Below are 24,976 nucleotides of genomic sequence, written 5' to 3'. Positions count from 1 at the left end.
CAATTAATAAAAAAAAATCACTTAGCTGCTGTTTATTTAGGCAATAGCTAGCGTAAACGTCGTCTTACTGTGCCTCTCACTTTCCCCGCCATGCCGATAAGGCTTTGACGAGTATGGCAATGACAAAGTGCCACCGCTAAAGCATCGGCTGCATCGGCTTGTGGGCTCGCTGACAAGCTCAACAGCTGAGTCACCATATGCTGAACCTGGCTTTTATCGGCCGCGCCAGTGCCTACCACCGCTTGTTTTATTTGCCTTGCTGAATATTCAGCAACGGGTAAATCTTGGCTTACTGCTGCTACAATTGCTGCCCCTCGAGCTTGCCCTAACTTGAGTGCCGAATCAGCGTTTTTAGCCATAAACACTTGTTCAATGGCAAATTCATCAGGAGAAAACTGGGCAATAATTTCGCTAACACCCGCGTGAATTTGCTTCAAACGTAACGGCAGTTCTTTTTCGCTAGTGCGAATACAGCCACTGCCTAAATACTCGATTCGTCCATTGGCTTGCTTTATCAAACCGTAACCGGTGATCCGTGAGCCCGGATCAATGCCTAGAATAATACTCACGAAAGTTTACAGTTGCTCAGCAATGTCATCTGATATTTCACCATTGTGATACACCTCTTGCACGTCATCATCGTCTTCCAGCATATCAATAAGTCGTAACAACTTTGGAGCAGTGCTTAAATCTAATTCAGCTTGCGTAGAGGCAATCATGGTAACTTCTGAATTAACCGCCTCTAAACCCGCATTATCTAAGGCGTCTTTCACTACACCAAAATCGTTAGGCAAAGTATAAACGTCAACACTTCCATCTTCATGGGAGATAACATCATCAGCGCCAGCCTCTAGGGCTGCATCCATTACTTGTTCTTCGTCGCTACCCGCTGCGTAAGAAATAATACCTTTCTTTTCGAATAGATAAGCAACACTGCCATCAGTACCTAAGTTGCCACCGCTTTTGGAAAAGGCATGTCTTACAGTAGATACGGTACGGTTTCGATTATCGGTCATCGTTTCAACAAGAACCGCTGTGCCACCGGGTCCGTATCCCTCGTAAATCACCGTTTCTAGCTGTTGCCCATCCAACTCTCCAGCTCCGCGCTGTACCGCACGATTTACCGTGTCGCGCGTCATGTTATTAGATAAGGCTTTATCAATAGCGGCTCTCAATCTAGGATTAGCATCTGGATCTGAGCCACCTTCTCTGGCTGCGACCGTAAGCTCCCGAATAAACTTAGTAAAAATCTTGCCTCTTTTAGCATCTTGAGCCGCTTTACGATGCTTAATATTGGCCCATTTACTATGACCTGCCATGGCGTTCTCCAATAAATGCTTATTGATTGATGATAAACGCTAAGAAGCGACCAAGCCTAGCACTATCTGTTTGATAAATGATCTCGATCTTTTAACATAAGTTCAATTATATCAATTTGTTACATATTTGTTTAGAAATAACTCTACGATCTCCCCACATAAAAATAATAAAAACATCAGCAATTAGTCACAACATAGAGCTGGATTCAATAATATTACATAAATATATAAGACCCAGAAGACACCAAAGCCTCACCACTATTGATAATTACATTAAATATCAACCATTAAGGATAATTTCCTGCCGAATATTTAGGCAATGTTAAACAAAAGATGATTTCACTTAACTTATTGAAAAAATTGGCCTATATTTAAGAGAATTAACATTTTATCAATAGTTATAAGCTAACCACGGAAGGCTATGATTGTAATTTATTGGCACAGTTTACTTAGCTTGTTGCGGCTTAACTCAAGCCTCAAAAAAGTCACTGTGCTTCTTTTCTTACTCATTTTTAGCATACCCATGCACGCACAGGTGTGGGTGATAAGTCATGCAGAAAAACAAGCTGAATTGAGCAGTAAGCAAATTCGTTCGATCTTTTCACTAAGGGAAAAAAATTGGCCCGACGGACAAGTTATTGAACTGGTCGTGATGAAAGATAATAGTGAATTGCATAAACAGTTTTGCTTAGACGCGCTTAAACTTTTCCCCTACCAGCTCAGCCGAATTTGGGAACGCCAAATATACACGGGTACAGCTATTGCGCCCACCATCGTAGATTCCGAACAAGAAATGCTCGATACCATTATTAAAAACCCCAACGCAATTGGATATGTCAGCCAAGAGGTGAGCAATGAAGACCTTCATTCTATTATTGTTGACTAGTTTATCCACCATCGCAGTTCCTGCATACGGCCAAGGCAAAGTCTCTTGGGGCGGATTTGTTTCTGCCAGTTATATTGGGGTAAACGCCAATAATTACTACGGATACAACTCAGGCGACAGCGGCCCATTATTAGAAGCAGGGTTACGTGGCTATTGGCTAATCAATAGAAACTGGTCGGTATCAGGCTTGGTCATAGCTCAAGAAACTGGAGATTGGTTTGAGTCAGGCATTGAAGTTGACTACCTCAGCTTAAATTACAAAATCCCTAGCCATGAAGATTGGGATATTGGGTTTAAGCTCGGGCGCTTCAAAATTAGCAATGGCATCTATGGAGAAACACGTGACGTGCCGTTTACGCGACCAAGCATTGTATTACCTTTGTCGGTATACCCACATATATTGAAAGAGCAAAGCTTGCGAGCCGACGGATTGCGTATGGACATCGACTACTTTTCGTTGGGCGGTCAAGAATATAAGTTTGCAGCGTCGATAGGTAAGGAAAGCTTTGATGAAAGCTTTAGTCGCCGTTTTTTTGGTCAAGACCAAGAAGGGACATTTGAAAGCGAATGGAATACATCGCTGCATTTCTCTATGCGCCCAACAGCAAACTGGTATGTAGGTTTAGAATATCGCCGCTTAAAAATGCACCTAGAGGATTCACTAAACCCAAGTCCGTTTGACCTTCCCTTAGATTTTACTATTGATACTGATCAATACATTGGTTCTCTACAGTATTCTCAACAGAAATTTGAAATAACCAGTGAAATTACTCTGCGCCGTGGTGGCACCTATGCAGAAGGGAAAAACCAACCAGCTCAAGGTCTCGAGCCATTGTTTGACGGAAGCATCGATATGAATGCCTACTATGTTCAAGGGATTTACATTATCAACCAACAATGGAACCTACTAGCTCGTTACGATAACAGCCACTTTATCGACGACGATATAGAAAAGAACTTACGAGACCTAGAAGATTTCGCCATTGGCGCGACTTGGAATTTTCACCAGAATTTCCAACTCAAATTTGAGCATCACTGGTTTGTTGGTACCTCAATGCTCCCCCCTGTAAACGACTTAAATCCACAACGAAACAATAACCCTGAGCGATACTGGCGCTTGTTCGCCTTACAACTTAGCTACCGCTTTTAATAAATCGCTCTATGCTTAACTAATAATGAATCTATTAATGTTTCGTTGCTGTAAGTACTAACCTTGGGATAGCCAATGAAGCTAAGTAAGTTCCCCTTAATCAATTTAAAACAACGTTATATTAGCGTACGTTTGAAAATGACCGTTGCACTTGTGCTAGCTGCGGGCTTTGTTGTTTCCATCTTCGGTTTCACCGCAATGGAGCATTACCAGAATCAGCAAGCACAACTTAAGCTCAGCTACCTAGACAACTACGCGCTAGAATTTAATGACCAAATAGAACGATTAAGTGACAGCATTACCTACTTGTTTGAAGCCCAAACCTTGTTTAGTAAAGCGGAGAATATGAGTGAATTAGAGAAGTACCTCACTCGCCAACTCCCAGAGCTGCAATGGTTATTGCCTATTGTGAATGGCTGTACGGTTTTTGAGGTAGACAATTACACCTGCAGCGCCTCTGACTCTCCGCCCCCCAAAGAGCTATTAGAGCAGGTAACACTGCGTTCTAAACCCATGCAATTATTACAATGCAGCGAGATGTGCTATTTGTGGATCTCTTTGCCTATTCGTACCCGTAGTTCAGAACAAGGCATTCTAGCGTTTCAACTTGAGTTAGCAGATGCCTTAATCAAAGTAACCCAGCGAGATGACATTGAACTGGCCATCGTCGATTTAGATCGCCCCTTATACAAAAGCATTTTACTGGCGACCAATACTCAAGCCCTTAGCCAACAATGGTTTGATAGTGCTATTGAGTACCGCCACCATGCCAATATGGAGTTTCAGGTTGAACACAAAACCATTGTTGGCAAACTTTATCCCATTAAGAACAGTGCTAGCAGCACTTTAAAACTGGTTATTCTTAAAGACTGGAGCGACCAAATACAATTGCAAACCCGCTTCGAAAACCAGCTTTCTATTTTGTTATTGCTCACCATGGCTTTAAGCATTGCTATTGGCTTAATGCTAATGCGCCGTCCCTTAAATAAACTTCGTTATCACGCTGCCAGCTTGCCAACGATATTAGAAGATGAGAGCTACAAACCGCAAAACAACCTGCACCTATTTAATGACGAATTTGACTCACTTGATCATATTTCTATCGAGCTAGCCGATAGTTTCTCTGAAATGCGATCGAGCATTGCCGCCAATACCAAAGTATTGGAGAAAATGGCGATGGAAGATCCACTTACCGAACTGCCAAATCGAACTGCTTTTCTCGAACAACTCAGTAAAGCGCTAAAAGAAGCAGAACGCCAAGGCGACGAGTTAAGCCTTATCTACATTGACTTAGATAATTTTAAGACCATTAACGATACCTTAGGTCATGACTTTGGCGATTTACTGTTGGTACAAGTCGCTAAACGCATTATGCGCTTAAGCGAGTTTGCATCTAGCACCTTCCGCTTAGGCGGCGATGAGTTCACGCTGCTGATTAACAAAAAAGACAAAGACAGCGTGCTTGGTTTTGCCTATAGCCTTGCACAAGAAATTTCTCGAGACATTACCATCTCAGGAGTTTCAATGAAGGTGACGCTCAGTATTGGTATCGCCACCGCAAAACAAGCCGAGTACGAGCCGCAGTTATTAGTTAAATATGCTGATTTAGCAATGTACTCTTCTAAACGTAAAGGGCGTAATTGCTGTACCCACTTCGATATCGAGTTAGCCCGTCAGAATGACATGGTATTCACCATTGAAAATCAGTTCCAAAATGCCATGAGTAACAACGAACTGGAACTATACTTACAGCCGCAAGTCTCAATGAAACAACAAGCAGTCACTGGTTTCGAATTGCTACTACGTTGGAATCACCCTACTCAAGGTTTAATGAACCCTGGTCAATTTCTCGATACCGTTGAATCAGGCCGCCATATCCTTCCTCTAGGTTATTGGGTCATAGATAAGTCATTAGCGTTATTAGAAGAGTTAAATACTAAAGGTTACAGCGGCTTAACCATCGCATTTAATATTAGTGGCCGTCAGTTTGAAGACAAGAATTTCGCTCAAAAGCTGATCAGCAAATATAAAACCATTAGTATCGGTAGTAATCTGTTAGAGCTTGAAATCACCGAAAGTGTCGCCGTACAAAACTATCAGCAAGTTAAAAACCAGTTAAACGAAATTCGAGGTGCAGGCATTAGAGTTGCCTTTGATGACTTTGGTAAAGGCTTTACCTCTTTGAGTTACCTTAGCAACCTTGCCTGCGATAAGATTAAATTTGATCGAGAATTTGGCCACAATGCCATCACCTCAGTAGCCACTCAAAACATTGTACTGAGCATGCGCAAGCTAATGTACACCCTAGATTACGAGATTTTGGTAGAAGGCGTAGAAACACTTGAACACGCTAATTGGTTGAAGCAAAACGGCTTTGACAAAGTACAAGGCTACTTTTTTGGTCACCCAGTCACTAAGGAAGCGGCATTAGAGTTTTATTTGCGTTGCAATGAAAAAGGCGCGCTATTGGATAAAAGTGGCAACATTATTCACTTGCACCCGCTGTTTCATATTCCACAAACAAGCGCTCACTCCAATGGCAATCACTAGCTGAATAAGTAAATCTATAACATTAAAAAAGGCGAGCTTATGCTCGCCTTTTTGCAATTTAAAGAACGCTTACTTTGGTAAGTTAACGCTTAAGGCTAATTCAGTTAAAGACACTGGATTAGCAGCACTTGGCGCACTAGTTAACGGACAGGCAGCAGTGGCTGTTTTCGGGAACGCCATTACGTCACGAATAGAGCTTGCACCGGTCATCAACATTACTAAGCGATCTAGACCAAACGCTAAACCCGCGTGTGGTGGAGCACCATACTGAAGCGCTTCCAGTAAGAAGCCAAATTTCTCTTGAGCTTCTTCATCGCTAATACCGAGTACTTTAAACGCAGCAGCTTGCATATCTTGTTTATGGATACGTACGCTACCACCACCTAACTCACAGCCGTTTAGCACCATGTCGTATGCGTTTGATAACACACCTTCTGGTGAAGCGGTTAAGTCCTCAGCACTCACGCCTTCAACTGGCGCAGTGAATGGATGGTGAATGGCATGGAAATGACCATCTACTTCTTCAAACATTGGGAAATCAACAACCCAAAGCGGTCGCCACTCATCTGATACTAGGCCAAGATCTTCGCCTACTTTCAAACGTAAAGCACCCATCGCTTCGCAAACAATATTCGCTTTATCTGCGCCGAAAAGAATCAAGTCGCCGTCTTGTGCAGCTGTGCGCTCAACAATGCCTTGTGCAACTTCTTCATTTAGGAACTTAAGAATAGGTGATTGAAGACCTTCAACGCCTGCAGCGACTTCATTCACTTTCATCCATGCTAAGCCCTTAGCGCCATAAATACCTACATACTTACCGTAGTCATCAATTTGCTTGCGAGAAAGCTTTGCACCACCCGGTACACGTAACACTGCTACGCGGCCTTTCTCATCGTTAGCTGGGCCAGAAAATACTTTAAACTCTACGTCTTTAAGCAAGTCAGCAACATCAACTAATTGCATTGGGTTACGTAAATCTGGCTTATCAGAGCCATACAAACGCATTGCTTCAGCGTAAGTCATTTGTGGGAACTCACCCAAATCAACGTCTAACATTGAGACAAACAATTCACGAACCATTTGTTCAGTCACGGCCATTACTTGGTCAGAGCTCATGAATGATGTTTCAATATCAATTTGAGTAAACTCTGGTTGGCGATCGGCACGTAAGTCTTCATCACGGAAGCACTTAACGATTTGGTAGTAACGATCCATGCCAGACATCATCAGTAATTGTTTAAAAATCTGTGGTGATTGCGGCAAAGCAAAAAACTGACCTTTATGAGTACGGCTCGGCACTAAATAATCGCGCGCACCTTCTGGCGTAGCTTTGGTAAGAATTGGCGTTTCAATGTCTAAGAAGCCATTGTCTTCCATAAAACGGCGAACGAAACCCGTTACCTTGGCGCGAAACACCATACGCTGGCTCATTTCTGGGCGACGTAAATCTAAATAGCGGTATTTTAAACGCTGCTCTTCAGAGTTATCTTGATTGTTATCCAACGGCAGTGGTGCAGAGCGATTTAAGATTTCTAGCTCTAAGCCAAGTAGCTCAACTTCACCCGTGGTCATGTCAGCATTAACTTGACTGTCTGGACGCGCACGAACGCGGCCTTTAAGCCGGACACAAAACTCATTACGCAAGCTGTTGGCGGTAGCGAATACATCTTTACGATCTGGGTCAAAAACCACTTGCACAATGCCTTCGCGGTCACGTAAGTCAATAAAGATAACGCCACCTAAATCACGGCGGCGATTTACCCAACCAACTAAATTTATTTCTTGATCAACTAACTCTTTGGTTACTTGTCCACAGTAAACAGTGCGCATTTGGCCTTTCCCGTTTTACGTTTTAAAATTCAATGAATGTTCAGCCTAAATAATAATCAGCTATGCAGTATTATTTAGTGAAAGGGCGATAGTATAAAGGAAAGCAGCTACAAATAAGAATAGCGATAGAGCAATAAATCTATAGAAGCATCTAAAATAGCCAAAGACAAGCTCGCTTTAGCTGGTTACAATAACCCACTGAGCTATTACTGGCTCATTATCATAGAATTTTCCGCACGAGAACTAGCCATGCAAGGCAAAGATAAACTATTTTCCCAACCTATTACCCAACTGGGTGAGTTTCGCTTCGATGACCAAGTGGCCGAAGTTTTTCCCGATATGATTCAACGCTCAGTGCCAGGTTACAGCAACATTGTTTCCACCATTGGCCACTTAACTGAGCAATTTCATCAAGCCGACACTAAGTTATACGACTTAGGTTGCTCTTTGGGCGCAGCGACTTTAGCCATGCGCCGTGGAGTTAAACACAACAATGTGGAAATTGTTGCAGTAGATAACTCCCCCGCCATGTTAGAACGTTGTCAAAAACATCTGGATGCTTTTCGTGGCTCAGTGCCAGTAACGCTTATTTGTGATGATATTTGCGACGTAGATATCAGCAATGCTTCTGTGGTCGTGCTCAATTTCACCCTGCAGTTTATTGCGCAAGAACAGCGTTTAGCCTTGATAAAAAAGATCTACAACGGAATGGTTAAAGGCGGTTTATTGATAGTGAGTGAAAAATTTCATTTCGCTGAACCAACTACTCAGAGTCTAATTAGCGAATTACACTTAGATTTTAAACGCGCTAACGGATACAGCGAGTTGGAAATTAGCCAAAAGCGGAGCTCTTTAGATAACGTACTTGTGCCCGATACTATTGAGCAACACAAGCAACGATTTAAAGAAGCCGGCTTTAGCGCTAGCGAACTGTGGTTTCAGTGTTTTAACTTCGGCTCATTGGTTGCTATAAAGTAGTCACTAGATACACAGAATCATAAAAGGCGAGCGCTATATAGTGCTCGCCTTTTTTACGAAACAATACCTACTTAGCTAACAACGCTGCAATTTTGTCTGCAAAAGGTTGTAGAGTTTCACTATCAACCATATCGCGAGCGTGGCTGCGCGCTTCGGCTAAAGAGCCAGGAATAATATGAAAGTGTAAATGAGGCACCGTTTGACCTGCTGCAGCGCCATTAAATTGCACTAGGCTAATCCCTTCAGCGTTCATCGCCTGTTTCACCGCCGCCGCAACTTTTTTAACGGTTTTAATAACAGCTGCTGCGCCTTCTTCCGACAATTCAAACAGCGTTTCTGCAGACTCTTTTGGTAATACTAAAGTGTGGCCATCGGCCTGTGGCATTATATCCATAAAGGCTAAGGTATGGTCGTCTTCATACACTTTCAGGCAGCCCATTTCGCCACGGATAATTTTAGCAAAAATATTGTTGTTGTCGTAACTCATTGCATTGATTCCCAATAGGTTTAATGTCGGTACGTAACTAAAGATAACAACATTATTGCACACCCAGATCTTCTAACAAATGGACTTGATCGAAATATCGCTCGCCAACAAAACTAATCGCATGGTCACCAAAACGACGCAAGCTTCCTGGCTGTTTCACCCCCATAGGCCAAAAGAACCAGCGTTCAAAACGTTCAGAGCCCCACACATAACCATTAGAGTCGTAGATTGATTTATATCCTTGGCCTTTTTCTAAGGTAAGTAGCGACTGCCAAGGTTGTAAGGTATAGGTGGTTTTTGCCACCACTTCAGCAATGTCGCCAGTGGGCTGCAAATCAATTATTTGGTGGGTATCGGCACTAATACTTATTCGCACTTTATCCGCAGCATTAACGCGATGCATCAGTACACTTTCTATTTTATTGTCTTGAATAGCGTGATAGCTACGCCGCTGTGGCAACATCAAGGTATACCAACACCCACATAGGTGGATGCTGTCGTAGGCAATGACTTCTAGCTTATTAGTCAGGTGAATTCGAAAAATGAGAGCATCATGCTCTCCTGCTACCCAATCTACTGAGCTAAGTTTTGGGCGTTGCTTAAACCATAAAATGTAGTTGAGCTGGATAGTAGTTTGGTTGTTATGCCTAGCGTAAGTAATATGCGAAAAACTAAGTGGTTTACTGTGTTCAAAAGCCAATTGTTGCTTTTGCCAAACCGGCACGCCAGGTACATTGTCTGCAGTGTTGTTCTCGATCAACCACTGCGGTGCATACCATTTAAATAAGGTTGCTTGTTGCTGTTTACTGGCGAGTTGCCCAAAAGCATCAAGCTGTAAATCTGTGGCATTCACTTTAGCTAACGCTGGCTCCGGTAGATATAAGGCCGCTTGTTTAGCAGTAAATCCAGATAACGATGAGCGACTAGCAGCTAACCAATCCTCAGCTAAATGTTGTTGTTCTTTCTCAATGGCGCTCGCAAATACCTTCGAACTTAGTGGATATAAGCCAAACACCTTAGCAGTGGCAGAGTAGTCATTATCCATAGGAATAGTGGCTAGCAACTCAGCGGTTTGTCGTGAATGACCTTTTAACTGCTGATTCAATTCATTTATGCACTGTTCGATTGTCTGTTCTGGGTTAGTTATTTGATATTCCGCTTTCCATTCATTGGCTATGTCTACATCAAGCGTTTTCCATTCAGCTTTTAGACCTTGCTCCGCTAGTTCGCTCATATAATCAATCAGCTGAGATTGAGTAGGCGCTGATGGCTCAGCAAGATCTTGATTGCCGATAAAAAAATGTATGAAGCGATTATGTCGTAAAGAAGCTTGGTTATGCACCCTCTCCCCTTTTAAGCTTCCAACATGCTCATGCAGCAGCGTGTCTACACTGCTTAAAATAACCTCACAGGAGGGCTCGACCTTTTGAGGTGAAATGCTGCATGCTTGCAAAACCATGGCTGTTAACAACGCGCTTAAGTTAGCCACTAGGCAATTAACTTTATACCGTTTAGGCATTATCCCTCCCTGGGTTCAATTCATCGTCATTATTGTATACCGAAAAACATGGAATTGGTTCGCAATACAACTGTAACAAAACCGTCATAAAATGCCCTTTTGCTTTTACCTACACAAGACTATGACAGCAATATTTGAAGTATTCAGCGCCTTTTTCCGCCTAGGATTAGTGAGCTTTGGTGGCCCAGCCGCCCATATAGGTTTTTTTAAACAAGAGTTTGTTGATAACAAGCAATGGTTATCCCAGCAAGAATATGCAAATTTAGTCGCGCTTAGCCAATTTTTGCCGGGCCCAGGCTCTTCTCAAGTGGGTTTTGCTATTGGATTGCACCGGGCAGGAAAGCTAGGTGCAATTGCCGCATTTATTGGCTTTACCTTGCCCTCGGCAGCCTTGATGCTGGTACTAGCGTTGGCCGCCAACTTCAGTAACAACAATCCCATTGTTATGGGATTAATCGCGGGCCTTAAAATTGCTGCATTGGTAGTAGTGGTTGATGCTGTAAGACAAATGTATGGGCAGTTTTGCAGTAATCAGTATTTAAGCGGAGCATGTTTTGTTACCGCTGCCAGCTTGCTACTGTTCCCACAACTTAGTACCCAACTGGTTTGTTTGGCTCTTGCCGCACTGATAGGTTTAGCACTTAATGAAAAGCTATTGATACCGAAGCCCCCAACAAATACCAATACCATCACAAACAAAACCGGTAGCATTAAGTTTGGATATTTAGCTGTATTTATTGCACTACTGTTTTTGCCTTTTCTAAACTTAAATCCTCTCATTCACAGTTTTAGTCAGTTTTATCAAGCGGGTAGCTGGGTATTTGGTGGTGGTCATGTCGTGCTGCCTTTGTTGCAACAAACACTTTCTGGGGATGTAAACCAAGAACAGTTTTTAACCGCCTATGCTGCTGCACAAGCAGTACCTGGCCCAATGTTTACTATTGCTAGTTATTTAGGCGCAGTGGTCGGCCAACAAAATCCTCTTGTTTACGCCAGCTTAGCAACCATTGCCATTTTCCTACCAGGTTTTTTACTGGTACTGGCTTTTGTTGATGCTTGGCAAGCGCTGGCTCAAAAAGCGAAGTTTTCTGCAGCAATGCAAATGGTTAACGCAGCGGTGGTTGGTTTACTGATAGCTGCGCTTTACAACCCAATATTCACTAGCGCGATTCATTCGAACCTAGAGTTTGTATTAGCGTTATTAGGGTTCTTTTTACTGCGAGTCGTAAAGTTACCTCTTTACATCATGTTACTAAGCTTGGGGGGAGCAGGAATACTGTTACTGGCATAAATAAAAAAGCCTGCATTAAGCAGACTCTTTAATTAAACGTTATTCCATTACAACTTAAATGCGCCAACCTCTTTATGCAGTTTGTCGGCAATAGCATCTAGCTCAGTGGCTCGCTGCGAACTCCCAGCAGCCTGCTCCGCCAGCTCTAACGAGGCATCCTGAATACCTTGAGTATTCCTCCCCACCTCTTCAGTTACCGCACGTTGTTCTTCAGCTGCGCTAGAAATTTGCGTCGCCATATCACTGATATGAGTAATCGAGTTAGTGATATTCTCTAACATCTCAGCCGCTTTCGTGGCTTCTTCAACACTAATTTGCACTAACTGTTGGCTTTCATCCATGGTTTTAACGGTACTTTGGGTATTCCCCTGCAGCCGTTCTAACATCGCTTTAATTTCTTCGGTTGAGCTTTGGGTGCGTTGCGACAAGTTACGTACTTCATCAGCAACCACCGCAAAACCTCGGCCTTGTTCACCAGCGCGAGCTGCTTCAATGGCTGCATTCAATGCCAATAGGTTTGTTTGCTCAGCAATGCCTTGAATGGTTGAAAGAATGTCGCTAATTTCTTGGGTATTACGCTCAAGCTCTTGTACCGTTTCAGCGGCGCCATCTAATTGCCCAGCCAAGCTATTTACCTGTTGTTGGTTGCGACCTATTAGCACCTTACCTTGCTCACAGGAATCAGCTGATTCACGCGCAGCCTCAGCGGTTTGCTCGGCGTTATTAGCCACTTCATTTGCAGTTGCAGCCATTTCATTCACTGCGGTCGCTACCTGAGTAACTTCGCCCTGCTGACGTTCAATTTGAACATTCGAAGCGGAGGTAGAGCTATTGGTTAAAGCAGCCGCACGCTGCAAGCTGTCGGCATCTTCAGCGATCTCTTTCATCAACTCATGTAGCTGATCGATAAACTTGTCGATACCCGCGGCGAGAGAGCCTATTTCATCATTACGTTCTAAATTGATTCGCTTGGTTAAATCTCCATCTCCCGATGACAGTTTGTCAATCGCCCCACCTAAAATCTCAATCGGTTTTAGCATTGCACTGATCACTTTGAGCATCACCACCGCAATAATAACAAATAACACCACCGCAAAAATCATAGAGCTTTTCATCATGGCGCTTACCGGAGCCATCGCGATTTGTTTGTCATAGACAAACAACAAATACCAGTCGGTACCTTCAATCGGAGTAACGTTTACAAAGCTTTCTTTACCGCTAACCACCAAATCACTCATTTTCGATGAGCTTGCTTGAGCGGAAAAGAAACTCGCTGTAAATTGTTCCGACAGTTCACTGGCTTTTTTCAACACCAAATCTTTATCACTGTGGATAACCACTAAGCCCTCTTTATCAACGATAACCGGGTATACCTGCTCGCTGGCAAGGTTAAGTACCCGCTCGGTCACTACATCGAGGCCTAAATCTCCTGCGTAAACTCCGCCACTCACCCTTTGCGCTACCGAAATAACCATTTGGCCAGAAGTAGCGTCTACGTATGGGTCGGACACAAATGAACCATTAGTTTGCGCGCCTTTATACCATGGGCGAGTGCGTGGGTCGTAACCATCGGGCAGCGTTTCATTAGGATCATGCATGGTCATTTTTCCTTCGCTACTACCGAAGTAAAAATAGATGAAATCCCCACTTTGCTTAGCTTGTACTAAATCAGCCACAAACCCTGCAGCTTTGGGATCTGACGTCATGCCTTTGGCAATCGCCAACTTTGAATCAAACCACAAACTTACTTGGTCAGTTGCCGCTTGTGCGAGTTGCTTGGCATCCCCAGCAATATCAACGCGGGTTTCTTGAGACAAAGTGCGAGCTTGAAACCAAGCCTGTACGCCACTCAATACTGCAAGTAAAATCAAAATAGTTAAGATTAAACGCTGTTTAATCGACATGTTTCCCATAAAAATCCCTCTTTTAGCTTCCCGCTTTTAATTACTTGCCATTGAAGATTGTTAGTTTAAATATGTGCTAGCATCTTGTTTGTATCTACTAACCCTATGTTACTAATTATGATTTATCTAAAAATTATCAGCACATTTTTGGTTTATTTGAGCTTAAGCTTTGCCGTAAAAGCCGCGGTTCAGGTAGAACAATTAGATTTTAACTCACTGTTACTCAACGATTGCCCGCAATCTGTGGCCACTATCAGCGTTAGTAACTCAGCCAGCATTGCTCAGCAAGGTGGCTGGAGCGCTGAATTTTCGCAAATAGTCCAAGACAGTATTTTAGTGGCTAACCTTCCCTCTTTAGTTATCGACGCTTCAAAGCAAAACTATAGCCATTCTGCGTTTCCCAACAAAAGCATTACGTTTAGCTCAAGCAGGTCTAAGACAAAGCGTTATAGCTACGCTTGGCATGAGAAAAGTTTTGAATGGCTTAGTGCTTACAGTTCAAACCAGAATGAGCTAGAACCGCCACCGTTTTTTGCTTTAGCACGTTACCAACAACAAACCTTTGCTATAGCGAGCGTTAGCGTAAATGAACCACAAGATTTACTTAAGGTCTTAAACGATGATTTTGTGGTTAACCGCAGCCCTTTACTGTTGTTTTTGAATAGCAATAAACCTGTCAACAATCAGCATATTTCGCAACTAAACAACATGGGTTTTCGCCTGCATCAACAACAAACACTATTAATTGCGAGCAAAGATCTTAATGTCTGTGATAGCGGCTTTCTCAATGAAAATGGTCAGCATCAGCTTGCTTGGTTGAAAGTTGACCTTAACCAGTGAGCCAGAAAAATAACAAACAACTGAGATAGCGATTCTGTTTAGCGCTTACTCGCCAGAACCAGCTAAAACTTGCTACAATCAAGATTATATATACTCAAGCAATATCAAGCTCTTGTAACCAATGATAGATTTCTCTGATTTTTACCAATTAATTGCCAAAAACCGCTTAAAACACTGGCTCTATACACTCCCCGCTCAGCTTGGCGATTGGCAAAAAGAGCATGCGCATGGCGACTTTCCTCGCTGGCAGCGAGTGCTCAATAAACTCCCTCAGCAAACCACTAAACATATCGAGCTCAAAGATAACGTGAGCATTGGTAAAGCTGAAGACATGCCCGAAGGTGAACGTAAAAAAGTAGAAAGTTTGCTACGTCATCTTCATCCTTGGCGCAAAGGCCCTTTCGACATTTACGGTATTCAGATAGATACTGAATGGCGTTCGGATTGGAAATGGGAACGTTTGCGTAAACACATATCTCCTTTAAAACACCGCTATGTATTAGATGTGGGCTGCGGCAGCGGTTACCACATGTGGCGCATGCTAGGTGATGATGCAGAGTTTGTTGTCGGTATCGATCCATCAACCTTGTTCTTAATGCAATTTGAAGCCATTCGTAACTTTGCCAATAACGATCAACGCGTGCACTTATTGCCCTTAGGTATTCAAGAACTACCTAAATTGCGCGCCTTTGATACGGTGTTTTCTATGGGAGTGCTTTATCATCGCCGCTCACCTATGGATCACCTCATTCAACTAAAAGAGCAACTGCATAAAGGCGGTGAACTGGTACTAGAAACACTGGTGGTAGATGGCGACGAAAACCAAGTACTGGTTCCAGCTGGGCGCTATGGAAAAATGCCAAACGTTTGGTTTTTGCCTAGCACTGCAGCCTTAAAACTTTGGCTCGAAAAAGTAGGCTTTATCGACGTACGCGTTGTCGACGTTGATTTAACCTCTACCGAAGAGCAACGCAGTACTTCGTGGATGACCCATGAGTCCTTAAACGACTACTTAGACCCAAACGACAAAAGCCAAACTGTAGAAGGTCTACCTGCTCCCAAACGTGCTGTTTTAATTGCAATTAATCCAGACTAAACAGTTTTCATACGCTATGCTAAAACAATTACTAAAACCGCAGTTATTACTTTTGCCTAATGGATTTGAACTATGAAAAAGCTTTCAATAATTTCATTGTCTCTAGCACTAAGTGCTTGTGCAAGCCAACAAGCCTCTCAACCCAACACCGAAACCTTAGAACAGCTGTCTGCACTCTCTGCTCAGCAAACATCTGTATTTAGCCAATGTGAGTCAATCTCAGAACAATTAGCGGCTCAACAACAACGCTTTGACCAATTAGAAGAAAAAGTAGTGGCCATTGTACCAGCCCCGGTTTCTTCGAATAAAGCTACCGCGCCTAGTTGTAGCAAGCAGGCATCATACAAGTTAGGCAATAAAACTGTACTTGGTGAATCTGAATGGGTAAGCCTGCAAGGTCAAAAACACGCTTTTCAAGCTCGTATAGATACTGGTGCAGCAACCTCATCATTAAATGCCACAGACATAGTGAAATTTGAGCGTGACGGTAAAAACTGGGTACGCTTTAATTTACGCCACAAAACCATTGATACCGACATTATTGTAGAGCGCCCAGTGATTAGAACCGCTGAAGTAACTCAAGCCTCTACCAACACTGTAGATAAACGCCCTGTGGTATCTATGTTAGTTAAACTTGGGCCTATTTCAGAAAAAGCCCAATTTACCCTTACCGACCGCAACCACCTCAGCTATCCGGTGTTACTAGGACGTAGCTTCCTGAAAGACATTAGCGTGGTTGATATAAGCCAAAAGTTCACACAAGCGAAGCCGACATTTAAGGATTAATGCCCATGAGTTCTCGCAGTATATTTTATTTCATCGTAACACTTTGCATGCTGATAGGAATAAGCATGACAATGTATCGCCACGTTCAATTTGAGGTGCCTTGGTTCCCTGGCGAAAAGCGCCAGATATGGTCCATTGAAGCCAAAGTTGAATTTGATGCTAACGGCGAAAGTGTAGAAACCGTACTTGCTTTGCCAATGACTCAGCAGGGTTACACCCGTATTCATGAGTCGACCGCCTCGCTAGCCTATGGCTTATCTTTCGTTAACGATCAAGATAACCCACGTGCAATATGGACCAAGCGAGAAGCCGAAGGCCACCAAGAAATGTACTATAAAGTAGATTTTCTGGTAGATCCCAAAGCAGCTGATATTTATCAGCCTCAAATGCCTGACACACCGTTTGTTGAATACCCAGAACCTTATTTCACTGCAGCAAATCACTTAGCAAAACAAGCCGAAGGCTTGTCTGCCGATGCATATAGCTTCACTCGTGAACTAATTAAAGCCTTAACGGGTGATACTGCAACAACCAACCAAAACACCGGGTTGATTTTAGATTACAAACCTAAAAACCGATTGGTGGTAGATCTACTCAACAACGCAGATGTACCGGCTCGAATTGTTAAAGGTTTGCAGCTAGAAGATGGTCGACGTCGCCAAAACATTACTGAATATATTCAAGTATTTAAAGACGAGAACGATTGGCAAATTTTCGACTTGAAAACGGGTATCCAAGGCCGACCTGAGAATACGCTTCTTTGGGAATACAATGGCAACAGCATGTTGGAAGTTGTTGGTGGTAAAGACTCTAAAGTGAGCTTCTCTATGCTACTGGTTGAGCAGAGTGCCCAATCGGCAGTCGCCCCCAAAATTAGCGAAGCTGACTTTCTGAATTTTTCCATTGATAGCCTGCCCCTTGAAGAGCAAGCCTTGTTTAAAGGCATTTTACTGATCCCTATCGGGGTGCTGATTGTGGTGTTGCTTCGCGTATTGGTGGGATTAAAAACCTCTGGTACCTTTATGCCAGTGCTTATTGCTATGGCGTTTATGCAAACCTCATTAATGACGGGCTTAATTGGTTTCATTATTGTAGTGGGCACTGGTTTAGTGATTCGAGGCTATCTATCCCACCTCAATTTGCTGCTGGTCTCGCGAATATCGGCGGTAATTATCACCGTGATTGGCATCATCTCAATCTTTAGTGTCATGAGCTTTAAAGTGGGACTCACCGAAGGTCTAAAAATCACCTTCTTCCCGATGATTATTCTTTCTTGGACCATTGAACGTATGTCAGTGTTATGGGAAGAAGAAGGCCCTAAAGAAGTGGTACTACAAGGTGGCGGTAGCTTACTGGTTGCTGTATTGGCCTTCTTAGCGATGAACAACGAATACGTTCGTCACTTAACTTTCAACTTTATGGGCGTTCAATTCATTGTGTTGGGCATCATTTTAATATTGGGTAACTACACGGGTTACCGCTTACTAGAACTTCGTCGCTTTCAACCATTAGCGAATAAGGAGGACTGATGTTTAATCAATTCACCAGTCCTTTTAAGCTGGCCCGCAAGGGCATCATGGGGATGAACCAGCGCAATACCGGCTACATTAGCCGGTACAACCCGCGTAAGCTCTACCCTTTGGTTGATAACAAACTTAAAACCAAGATTATTGCCCAGCGCGATAATGTCACCATTCCAGCCTTAATTGGTGTGGTGCGCACTCAGCACGATATTCAATCTATTATTCCGTTGCTACAAAAGCACTCCGGTTTTGTTATCAAACCGGCTAAAGGCTCTGGTGGTAAAGGCATTTTAGTTATTACTAAACAAGAGTCTGGGGTGTTTTTTAAACCTAGCGGCGCCCCTACTCATGAAGAAGACGTAAAACGCCATTGCTCTAATATATTGGCGGGTTTGTTTTCTTTAGGTGGTAGCCCTGATGTAGCGGTTATTGAAGCCTTAATAGAATTTGATGCCTGCTTTGAAGGTTTTAGTTTTGAAGGCGTACCTGATGTACGAGTAATCGTATTCCAAGGCTATCCAGTAATGGCGATGATGCGCCTGTCTACTGCCGCTTCAGACGGTAAAGCTAATCTCCACCAAGGCGCTGTGGGAGTTGGTATAGACATTGGAACCGGGCAAGCTTTACACGCTGTACAATTTGACCGACCGATAGAAAAACACCCTGATACAGATCGCCCCCTTAAAGAGTTAGTTGTGCCTCATTGGCAGCGTTTGTTAGAGTTGGCGTCGAGTTGCTATGAGATGTCTGGAATGGGCTACTTGGGCACAGACATGGTGTTAGATAAATCTAACGGCCCTATGCTGCTAGAGCTAAATGCTCGACCGGGATTAGCCATTCAAATTGCTAATGGTGAAGGTATATTGCCACGCCTGAAGTTGGTAGAACAGCAAATCAGCGAAGGTATAAACCGCACCGCAGACGAGCGAGTTGAATTTAGTAAGAAAGAATTTTCTCGCTAAACGTCAGTAGATTCTAATTATCAAAAAAGCACCCCAAGGGGTGCTTTTTATCATCCAAACAGCAACTGGATCGAGTTAACTGTCTTCGTTATGCAACTCTAAACTCGCCACTTCTTCTTGAGCCTGTATCGCTTGCGCATCATTGTTGCGCAGCTGGTCCAAGTAATCCAAGTAATCTTGGTCAATGTCGTTTGTTACGTATTTGCCATTGAATACCGAGGTTTCGAAGGTTTGGATTTCAGGGTTACTTTGACGGCAAGCTTCAATCAAATCATCCAAATCTTGGAAGATCAAACCATCAGCGCCAATGAGCTGACAAATCTCATCTACTTCACGACCATGAGCCACTAACTCGTTTGCTGATGGCATATCAATACCATAAACATTAGGGAAACGAATCTCTGGTGAAGCAGAAGCAAAATAGACTTTGTTTGCGCCAGAATCACGGGCCATTTCAATAATCTGCTCAGAAGTAGTACCACGTACGATGGAGTCATCAACCAGCAATACATTTTTGCCTCTGAACTCTACGTCAATAGCATTAAGCTTGCGGCGCACTGACTTACGGCGCTGGGTCTGCCCTGGCATAATGAACGTACGGCCAATATAACGGTTTTTTACAAAACCTTGGCGATAGGGTAAATCTAAGTGCATAGCAATTTGCAACGCTGTGTCACATGAAGTTTCTGGAATTGGAATCACTACATCGATATCTAGATCGTCCCATTCGCGCGAAATTTTCTCACCAAGCTTGGTACCCATATTAACTCGCGCACCATATACCGAGATTTTATCGATAATAGAATCTGGACGAGCAAAATACACATATTCAAAAATACATGGGTTATGAGCAGGGTTTTCAGCACATTGCTGAGTGAACAGTTGGCCATCTTCAGTAATGTAAACAGCTTCACCTGGCGCAACGCTGCGTACAAACTCAAAACCAACTGCATCTAAAGCAACACTCTCAGAAGCAACCATGTACTCCATTTTAGAGGCATCGTCGTCGCTCACTTTCTTGCCTAATACTAACGGACGAATACCGTTAGGGTCACGAAATGCCACTAAACCTTGGCCAATGATCAAGGCTGCCACAGCATAAGCACCGCGAACTTTCTTGTGCACCTCTGAGATAGCAGTGAATACTTGTTTCTCGCAAAGCTCATCTTGTACGATAAGGTCTAGCTCGTGCGCTAATACATTAAGCAACACTTCAGAATCCGAAGTGGTATTAATGTGACGCCGAGCGCGTTTAGCCATTTGCTCACGCAACTCTTTTGCATTGGTTAAGTTACCATTATGCGCAAGTGCTAAACCAAATGGAGAGTTTACGTAGAAAGGTTGTGCCTCGGCAGCGCTAGAGCTACCCGCCGTTGGATAACGCACATGGCCAATACCTAAGTTGCCACGTAAACGCTGCATGTGTTTTACTTCAAACACATCTCTTACCAATCCGTTGGCTTTGCGTTGTTTAAACATGCCTTCGGTAATAGTAACGATACCCGCGGCGTCTTGACCACGATGCTGTATAACAGTTAGCGCATCATAAATCGCCTGGTTAACGGGACTAGCACCGACAATGCCGACAATACCACACATGAAGCTTTTCCTTATTAAGATTGGTAGTTATCTAAAAAACTAGAAGAATCTTTTAAAAACTCAAAAAACCACTGAACAATCACGGTGAACTCGGGGATCAATAATGAGCCCTTCCACCACGAAGATTCCGGAAATCCAGTAAACGACAATACAAATAGCATAGCGCTTACCACTAAAGCCCCTCGAATTGCACCAAAGCAAATACCCAGTACCCTATCGGTACCAGTAAGGCCGGTGGAATTAACCAGGTGACTAAACAAATAGTTGACTAAAGCGCCGAGGACTAAGGTGGCGACAAACAGCAGAACAATGGCTACGCCACTGCGATAATAGGGGTTTTCGATAAGAGTAAAATAACTAGATAGGTCGTGATAAAACTGACTGGCGATGAAAAAAGCCGCTACCCAAGAGACCAGCGACAGGGCCTCTTTAACGAAGCCGCGAACCAAGCTAATTAATGCCGACAATACTATTACGCCAATAATGACGTAGTCTACCCAAGCCATAAATTTTTCTACTTGTTGAAAAACGCTGCGAATTCTACCAGAAACAAATATAAATTGCGTCTATGTATTTTTTCATACTACTTAAATAAAGGGTCGAACTGGCGAATCGCGCCACTCAAACCGGTTAACTCTTTGAGTTTTTCTTGCTGCTGCTCTAGCGTTTTTTTAGACACATTAGGCCCCACAAACACCCTATTTAACTCTCCTTCTACCGCTGGCTCTGGGAAAGAGTGGGCTTGAAAACCTGCATCTCGCAGTTTGGCTACAAGGCGGGTAACATTGTTGGCGTTTTTAAAAGTGCCTAACTGCACTACATAAGCGGGTTTATTAAATTCCACAGCTTGCTTCACTGGTGCCGGCTCAGAAGGAGTAGTAACTTCTTTGGGAATCACATCATCACCAGCATCAAGGTCAGCTACATCTACAGCTTCTTGATCAGTAGGCAGCTCAAGAAGTAAGGGAGGCAAAGAATCAACTTTAGGCGCAAACGGAATAGAGTTGAACTCTTCTTCTACTCGCGTTTTTTTACCATCGAGAATGTCGGGAATGATAATCACACCTAAGGCGACCAAAATAATGGTGCCCACTAGGCGGTTTTTAAACTGTGCAGTCAATGTTGAGTCTCTGCTACTGATGAGATGCTGACAATTCTAATGTCTCTGCAACTGTAAAAAAAGAACCAAAGACAATTAACATCGAGTCATCGTCTAAACTGTTATGTGCGCGTGTATATGCCTCTGCTAGCGTTGGGTACTTATAAACCCTCTTTGCAACTGATAGGCTCTGAGCCAGGGCGCTGCCATCATTGCCTCGAGGACCGCTCAAACCACTAATATGCCAAGTATCCACCAAGGCTAAAAGAGGTTGTACCGTTGATGCCATATCTTTATCCCCTAACATGGCACACAGAGCGACAACTTTTCGTCCTTGAGCTAACTCGGGAAGCTGCGATGCTAAATATTCAGCAGATTGTGGATTGTGGGCAACATCGGCAATGACTAGCGGTTGCTGCGACAGTGTTTGCAAACGCCCAGCCAGCTGCCAGTTGCTAATAGCATCGGCCAATAAGCTAGGCTGAGGGCTAAGCTCAAGCTGCTCTAGCACTGCAATTACAGTTGCGGCATTCGATAAAGGTAAACGGGGATATGGCAGTGCGGAATACACCAAACGTTGACCTTCAAAGCTCCAGGTGTTTTGTGAACGTAATATAGAGTATTCATGCCCCGCGGCAAGTTGTTGGCAATTAAGCTGCTTAGAGCATTCCAACACGCTACTTACGATAGCGGGGTCCCCAATGACTGCTTTACCATTGTTGCGAAAAATGCCCGCTTTTTCACGGCCTATTTGCTGAATATCACTGCCTAACCAATCAACATGATCAACAGCAACGGTTGTAACAACGCTAACATCAGGCTCTACGATATTGGTGGCGTCTAACCTTCCTCCCAAGCCCACTTCTAGAATGACATAATCTAAAGAGCGTTGAGCAAACAACCAAATGGCTGCTAAAGTGCCAAATTCAAAATAACTTAAACTGGTTTCAGCACGCAGTTCTTCGATAGCTGCAAAAGAATCACAAAAATCACTAGCTGGGGGGAGTTCGCCATTAATTCTTACACGTTCGCGATAATCTAGAATATGTGGTGAACTATACACGCCCACCTTATAGCCCAGTGCTAACAAAATTTGCTCAAGCAAGGCACAAGTAGAGCCTTTGCCATTCGTACCGGCCACGGTAATAACGTTCGCATTTAGCTGGGTAAGCTGACCGGTTTGCGCCACTTTAGCGACTCGCTCTAGTCCTAGGTCTATCGCGCTATGGTGCTGGTTTTCTAAATAACAAAGCCAGTCTGCAAGAGACCGGCTTTGAGAAGGTTTGACAGTTGCCATGCTAGTCTTTGTCGTTAGCCGAAATGGCAGCCCCTAAGTCTTCATCCGAATCCACAGGTTCAACCACAACTTCTACTTCCGTTGTAACAATGCCCATCATCTTAGACGCCATGCCAGCAATACGGTCACGCATGTTGCGGCGGTCAATAATAATGTCGATAGCACCTTTATCGAGCAGGAATTCGCTACGTTGGAAACCTTCAGGCAACTTTTCACGTACCGTTTGCTCAATAACGCGCGGACCAGCAAAACCAATCAAGGCTTTAGGCTCAGCAATGTTCACATCACCAAGCATAGCGAAACTGGCCGATACACCGCCCATGGTAGGGTCAGTTAATACAGAAAAATAAGGCAAGCCTTGCTCACGCATTTTAGCAAGTGCTGCAGAAGTCTTAGCCATTTGCATTAGCGAGAATAAGGCTTCTTGCATACGCGCACCGCCACTGGCAGAGAAACAAATCAAGGCACGCTTTTCCGCTAAACATTTTTCAACGGCAGCAACAAAACGAGCTCCAACAACCGAGCCCATAGAACCGCCCATAAAAGCAAATTCAAAGGCACAAGCTACCACAGGTAAACCCTTTAGCTCGCCTTTCATTACGATTAACGCATCTTTTTCACCGGTGTTACGCTGCGCACTAGCAATGCGGTCTTTATATTTTTTGCTGTCTCTAAATTTGAGTTTGTCGCGCGGTTCTAAATCTGCCGCTAGCTCTTCGCGACCATCTTGGTCTAAGAAGGCTTCTAAGCGGTCACGAGCGGCAATACGCATGTGATGATCACACTTAGGGCAAACATTATGGTTACGTTCTACCTCTGCGCGGTACAGGGTTTGCTCACATGAAGCACACTTAGTCCACACACCTTCTGGAATATTACGTCGCTTACCAGAAGCACTTTTACTTTTCGGAAGAATTTTCTCTAACCAACTCATCGGGAACCTTACTTCTCAATAGGCGGTAAATCCGCCTTGATAACAGAATGCATTGAATGGCCGCAATTAAACCACAATTAGCCTCAATGTTTTAGATAAAACTGGTCTAACCCTTCATTATCGTACAGTTTTTTTTAACTTGCCGGCAAAAATAAAGGGCCAATTGGCGACTGCGGTATTTCAAATTCACTAGGGTAGTCTACTTGCACCATATACAAACCACCCGCTTTCGCCGTTGCTGCCGCTTTCGCGCGATCTTTTACCGCCAATAATTCGGCAATCCATTCAACTGGACGCTCTTTTTGTCCAACTTTAAGCAAACTGCCCACAATATTACGTACCATATGGTGAAGAAAAGCATTAGCCTTTACGTCAACCACAACATAGTCATTATATCGAGTCACGGTTAAGTGCTCGATTTTGCGTACCGGGCTTTTACTTTGGCAATGTAGCGCGCGAAAAGAAGTAAAGTCCTGCTCGCCAACGAACGATTGCCCTGCTTGCTCCATCAACGATATATCTAATTCTTGATGATAAAAACTTAAGCCTTGCGCCAGAATAGCCGGCCTAAATCCGCCATTATAAATAATGTAACGATAACGACGGGCAGTAGCGCTAAACCTAGCGTGAAACTCATCACTCACTGGTTTGGCCCAACGAACTGCAATGTTATTAGGCATATTGGCATTTACGCCCAGTGTCCAAGCGGCCATTTTACGCTCAACCGGCGTATCAAAGTGCACCACTTGCCCCGTAGCATGAACACCGGCATCGGTTCTGCCAGCGCATTGCACTTGAATAGGGCTATTTGCCACAATAGACAAGCTAGCTTCTAGCTCTTGTTGAATAGACTGAACTTCTCGTTGACGTTGCCAACCAAAATAACCGGCACCATCATATTCGATGCCTAAGGCGATGCGCATAAA

At 43.6% G+C, this 24,976-nt stretch carries 22 protein-coding genes; 10 read left to right on the top strand and 12 right to left on the bottom strand.

Going from position 1 to position 24,976, the window contains the following annotated elements; translation table 11 throughout:
• Positions 1-47: 47 nt before the first annotated feature.
• Together ruvC and Q4592_RS10730 are read right to left on the bottom strand one after the other, a co-directional pair.
• Entirely contained in the window at positions 48-569 is a 522-nt protein-coding gene (gene ruvC, locus Q4592_RS10735; protein ID WP_303512719.1) for a crossover junction endodeoxyribonuclease RuvC, read from the bottom strand.
• Between the two features lie 6 nt (positions 570-575).
• Complete coding sequence (locus Q4592_RS10730) at positions 576-1,319, bottom strand: YebC/PmpR family DNA-binding transcriptional regulator (protein WP_303512717.1); 744 nt, start codon at positions 1,317-1,319, stop codon at positions 576-578.
• A 523-nt stretch (positions 1,320-1,842) separates the two neighbouring features.
• Between Q4592_RS10730 and Q4592_RS10725 the strand changes: the two genes are divergently transcribed.
• From Q4592_RS10725 to Q4592_RS10715, 3 genes are all read left to right on the top strand, one after another.
• Positions 1,843-2,205: a substrate-binding domain-containing protein gene (locus Q4592_RS10725; protein WP_303512714.1), complete on the top strand. Its 363-nt coding sequence runs from the start codon at positions 1,843-1,845 to the stop codon at positions 2,203-2,205.
• Positions 2,174-3,355, top strand: coding sequence for a hypothetical protein (locus Q4592_RS10720; RefSeq protein ID WP_303512712.1), 1,182 nt, complete (start codon positions 2,174-2,176; stop codon positions 3,353-3,355). The genes Q4592_RS10725 and Q4592_RS10720 overlap by 32 nt, the downstream gene beginning before the upstream one ends.
• Positions 3,356-3,430: 75 nt before the next feature.
• On the top strand, positions 3,431-5,905 hold the full coding sequence (locus tag Q4592_RS10715; protein ID WP_303512710.1) for a bifunctional diguanylate cyclase/phosphodiesterase: 2,475 nt from the start codon (positions 3,431-3,433) through the stop codon (positions 5,903-5,905).
• Positions 5,906-5,974: 69 nt separating this feature from the next.
• Here the strand turns inward: Q4592_RS10715 and aspS are convergent, their stop codons facing one another.
• Positions 5,975-7,735, bottom strand: coding sequence for an aspartate--tRNA ligase (gene aspS, locus Q4592_RS10710; protein ID WP_303512709.1), 1,761 nt, complete (start codon positions 7,733-7,735; stop codon positions 5,975-5,977).
• Positions 7,736-7,984: 249 nt separating this feature from the next.
• Here aspS and cmoA point away from each other — a divergent pair, with 249 nt between their 5' ends.
• Positions 7,985-8,713 (top strand): carboxy-S-adenosyl-L-methionine synthase CmoA, encoded by a 729-nt coding sequence (gene cmoA, locus Q4592_RS10705; RefSeq protein WP_303512707.1) that lies wholly within the window; start codon positions 7,985-7,987, stop codon positions 8,711-8,713.
• 67 nt (positions 8,714-8,780) lie between these two features.
• Here the strand turns inward: cmoA and Q4592_RS10700 are convergent, their stop codons facing one another.
• Complete coding sequence (locus Q4592_RS10700; RefSeq protein ID WP_303512706.1) at positions 8,781-9,200, bottom strand: HIT family protein; 420 nt, start codon at positions 9,198-9,200, stop codon at positions 8,781-8,783.
• 52 nt (positions 9,201-9,252) lie between these two features.
• Positions 9,253-10,719: a hypothetical protein gene (locus Q4592_RS10695; protein ID WP_303512704.1), complete on the bottom strand. Its 1,467-nt coding sequence runs from the start codon at positions 10,717-10,719 to the stop codon at positions 9,253-9,255.
• Between the two features lie 121 nt (positions 10,720-10,840).
• Between Q4592_RS10695 and chrA the strand changes: the two genes are divergently transcribed.
• Positions 10,841-12,010 (top strand): chromate efflux transporter, encoded by a 1,170-nt coding sequence (chrA, locus tag Q4592_RS10690; protein ID WP_303512702.1) that lies wholly within the window; start codon positions 10,841-10,843, stop codon positions 12,008-12,010.
• A gap of 47 nt (positions 12,011-12,057) precedes the next feature.
• Here the strand turns inward: chrA and Q4592_RS10685 are convergent, their stop codons facing one another.
• Positions 12,058-13,914, bottom strand: a complete 1,857-nt coding sequence (locus tag Q4592_RS10685) for a methyl-accepting chemotaxis protein (protein WP_303512701.1) — start codon at positions 13,912-13,914, stop codon at positions 12,058-12,060.
• Between the two features lie 117 nt (positions 13,915-14,031).
• Between Q4592_RS10685 and Q4592_RS10680 the strand changes: the two genes are divergently transcribed.
• From Q4592_RS10680 to Q4592_RS10660, 5 genes are all read left to right on the top strand, one after another.
• Positions 14,032-14,754, top strand: a complete 723-nt coding sequence (locus Q4592_RS10680; protein ID WP_303512699.1) for a hypothetical protein — start codon at positions 14,032-14,034, stop codon at positions 14,752-14,754.
• Positions 14,755-14,875: 121 nt separating this feature from the next.
• On the top strand, positions 14,876-15,850 hold the full coding sequence (cmoB, locus tag Q4592_RS10675; protein WP_303512697.1) for a tRNA 5-methoxyuridine(34)/uridine 5-oxyacetic acid(34) synthase CmoB: 975 nt from the start codon (positions 14,876-14,878) through the stop codon (positions 15,848-15,850).
• A gap of 72 nt (positions 15,851-15,922) precedes the next feature.
• Positions 15,923-16,636, top strand: a complete 714-nt coding sequence (locus Q4592_RS10670) for an ATP-dependent zinc protease (protein WP_303512695.1) — start codon at positions 15,923-15,925, stop codon at positions 16,634-16,636.
• A gap of 65 nt (positions 16,637-16,701) precedes the next feature.
• On the top strand, positions 16,702-18,165 hold the full coding sequence (locus Q4592_RS10665; RefSeq protein WP_137675203.1) for an inactive transglutaminase family protein: 1,464 nt from the start codon (positions 16,702-16,704) through the stop codon (positions 18,163-18,165).
• Positions 18,165-19,121, top strand: a complete 957-nt coding sequence (locus tag Q4592_RS10660; RefSeq protein WP_303512693.1) for an alpha-L-glutamate ligase-like protein — start codon at positions 18,165-18,167, stop codon at positions 19,119-19,121. The genes Q4592_RS10665 and Q4592_RS10660 overlap by 1 nt, the downstream gene beginning before the upstream one ends.
• A gap of 75 nt (positions 19,122-19,196) precedes the next feature.
• Here the strand turns inward: Q4592_RS10660 and purF are convergent, their stop codons facing one another.
• From purF to truA, 6 genes are all read right to left on the bottom strand, one after another.
• Entirely contained in the window at positions 19,197-20,720 is a 1,524-nt protein-coding gene (gene purF, locus Q4592_RS10655) for an amidophosphoribosyltransferase (protein ID WP_137675201.1), read from the bottom strand.
• A gap of 14 nt (positions 20,721-20,734) precedes the next feature.
• Positions 20,735-21,226 carry a CvpA family protein gene (locus Q4592_RS10650; RefSeq protein ID WP_137675200.1) on the bottom strand — a complete coding sequence of 164 codons (492 nt, stop codon included), beginning with the start codon at positions 21,224-21,226 and terminating at the stop codon, positions 20,735-20,737.
• Between the two features lie 77 nt (positions 21,227-21,303).
• Complete coding sequence (locus Q4592_RS10645; protein WP_303512691.1) at positions 21,304-21,840, bottom strand: SPOR domain-containing protein; 537 nt, start codon at positions 21,838-21,840, stop codon at positions 21,304-21,306.
• Positions 21,841-21,853: 13 nt separating this feature from the next.
• Positions 21,854-23,116, bottom strand: a complete 1,263-nt coding sequence (folC, locus tag Q4592_RS10640; protein ID WP_303512688.1) for a bifunctional tetrahydrofolate synthase/dihydrofolate synthase — start codon at positions 23,114-23,116, stop codon at positions 21,854-21,856.
• A 1-nt stretch (position 23,117) separates the two neighbouring features.
• The gene (gene accD / locus Q4592_RS10635) at positions 23,118-24,050 is read right to left on the bottom strand and encodes an acetyl-CoA carboxylase, carboxyltransferase subunit beta (protein ID WP_303512685.1); all 933 of its coding nucleotides are present in this window, start codon (positions 24,048-24,050) and stop codon (positions 23,118-23,120) included.
• A gap of 134 nt (positions 24,051-24,184) precedes the next feature.
• Positions 24,185-24,973 (bottom strand): tRNA pseudouridine(38-40) synthase TruA, encoded by a 789-nt coding sequence (gene truA, locus Q4592_RS10630; protein WP_303512683.1) that lies wholly within the window; start codon positions 24,971-24,973, stop codon positions 24,185-24,187.
• Positions 24,974-24,976 lie beyond the last annotated feature (3 nt).

Source organism: Agarivorans sp. 1_MG-2023, from assembly GCF_030548385.1.
GTDB lineage: Bacteria > Pseudomonadota > Gammaproteobacteria > Enterobacterales > Celerinatantimonadaceae > Agarivorans.
The sequence above is the reverse complement of the archived record's forward strand: the minus strand, read 5'-3'. Positions and strand labels throughout refer to the sequence as shown.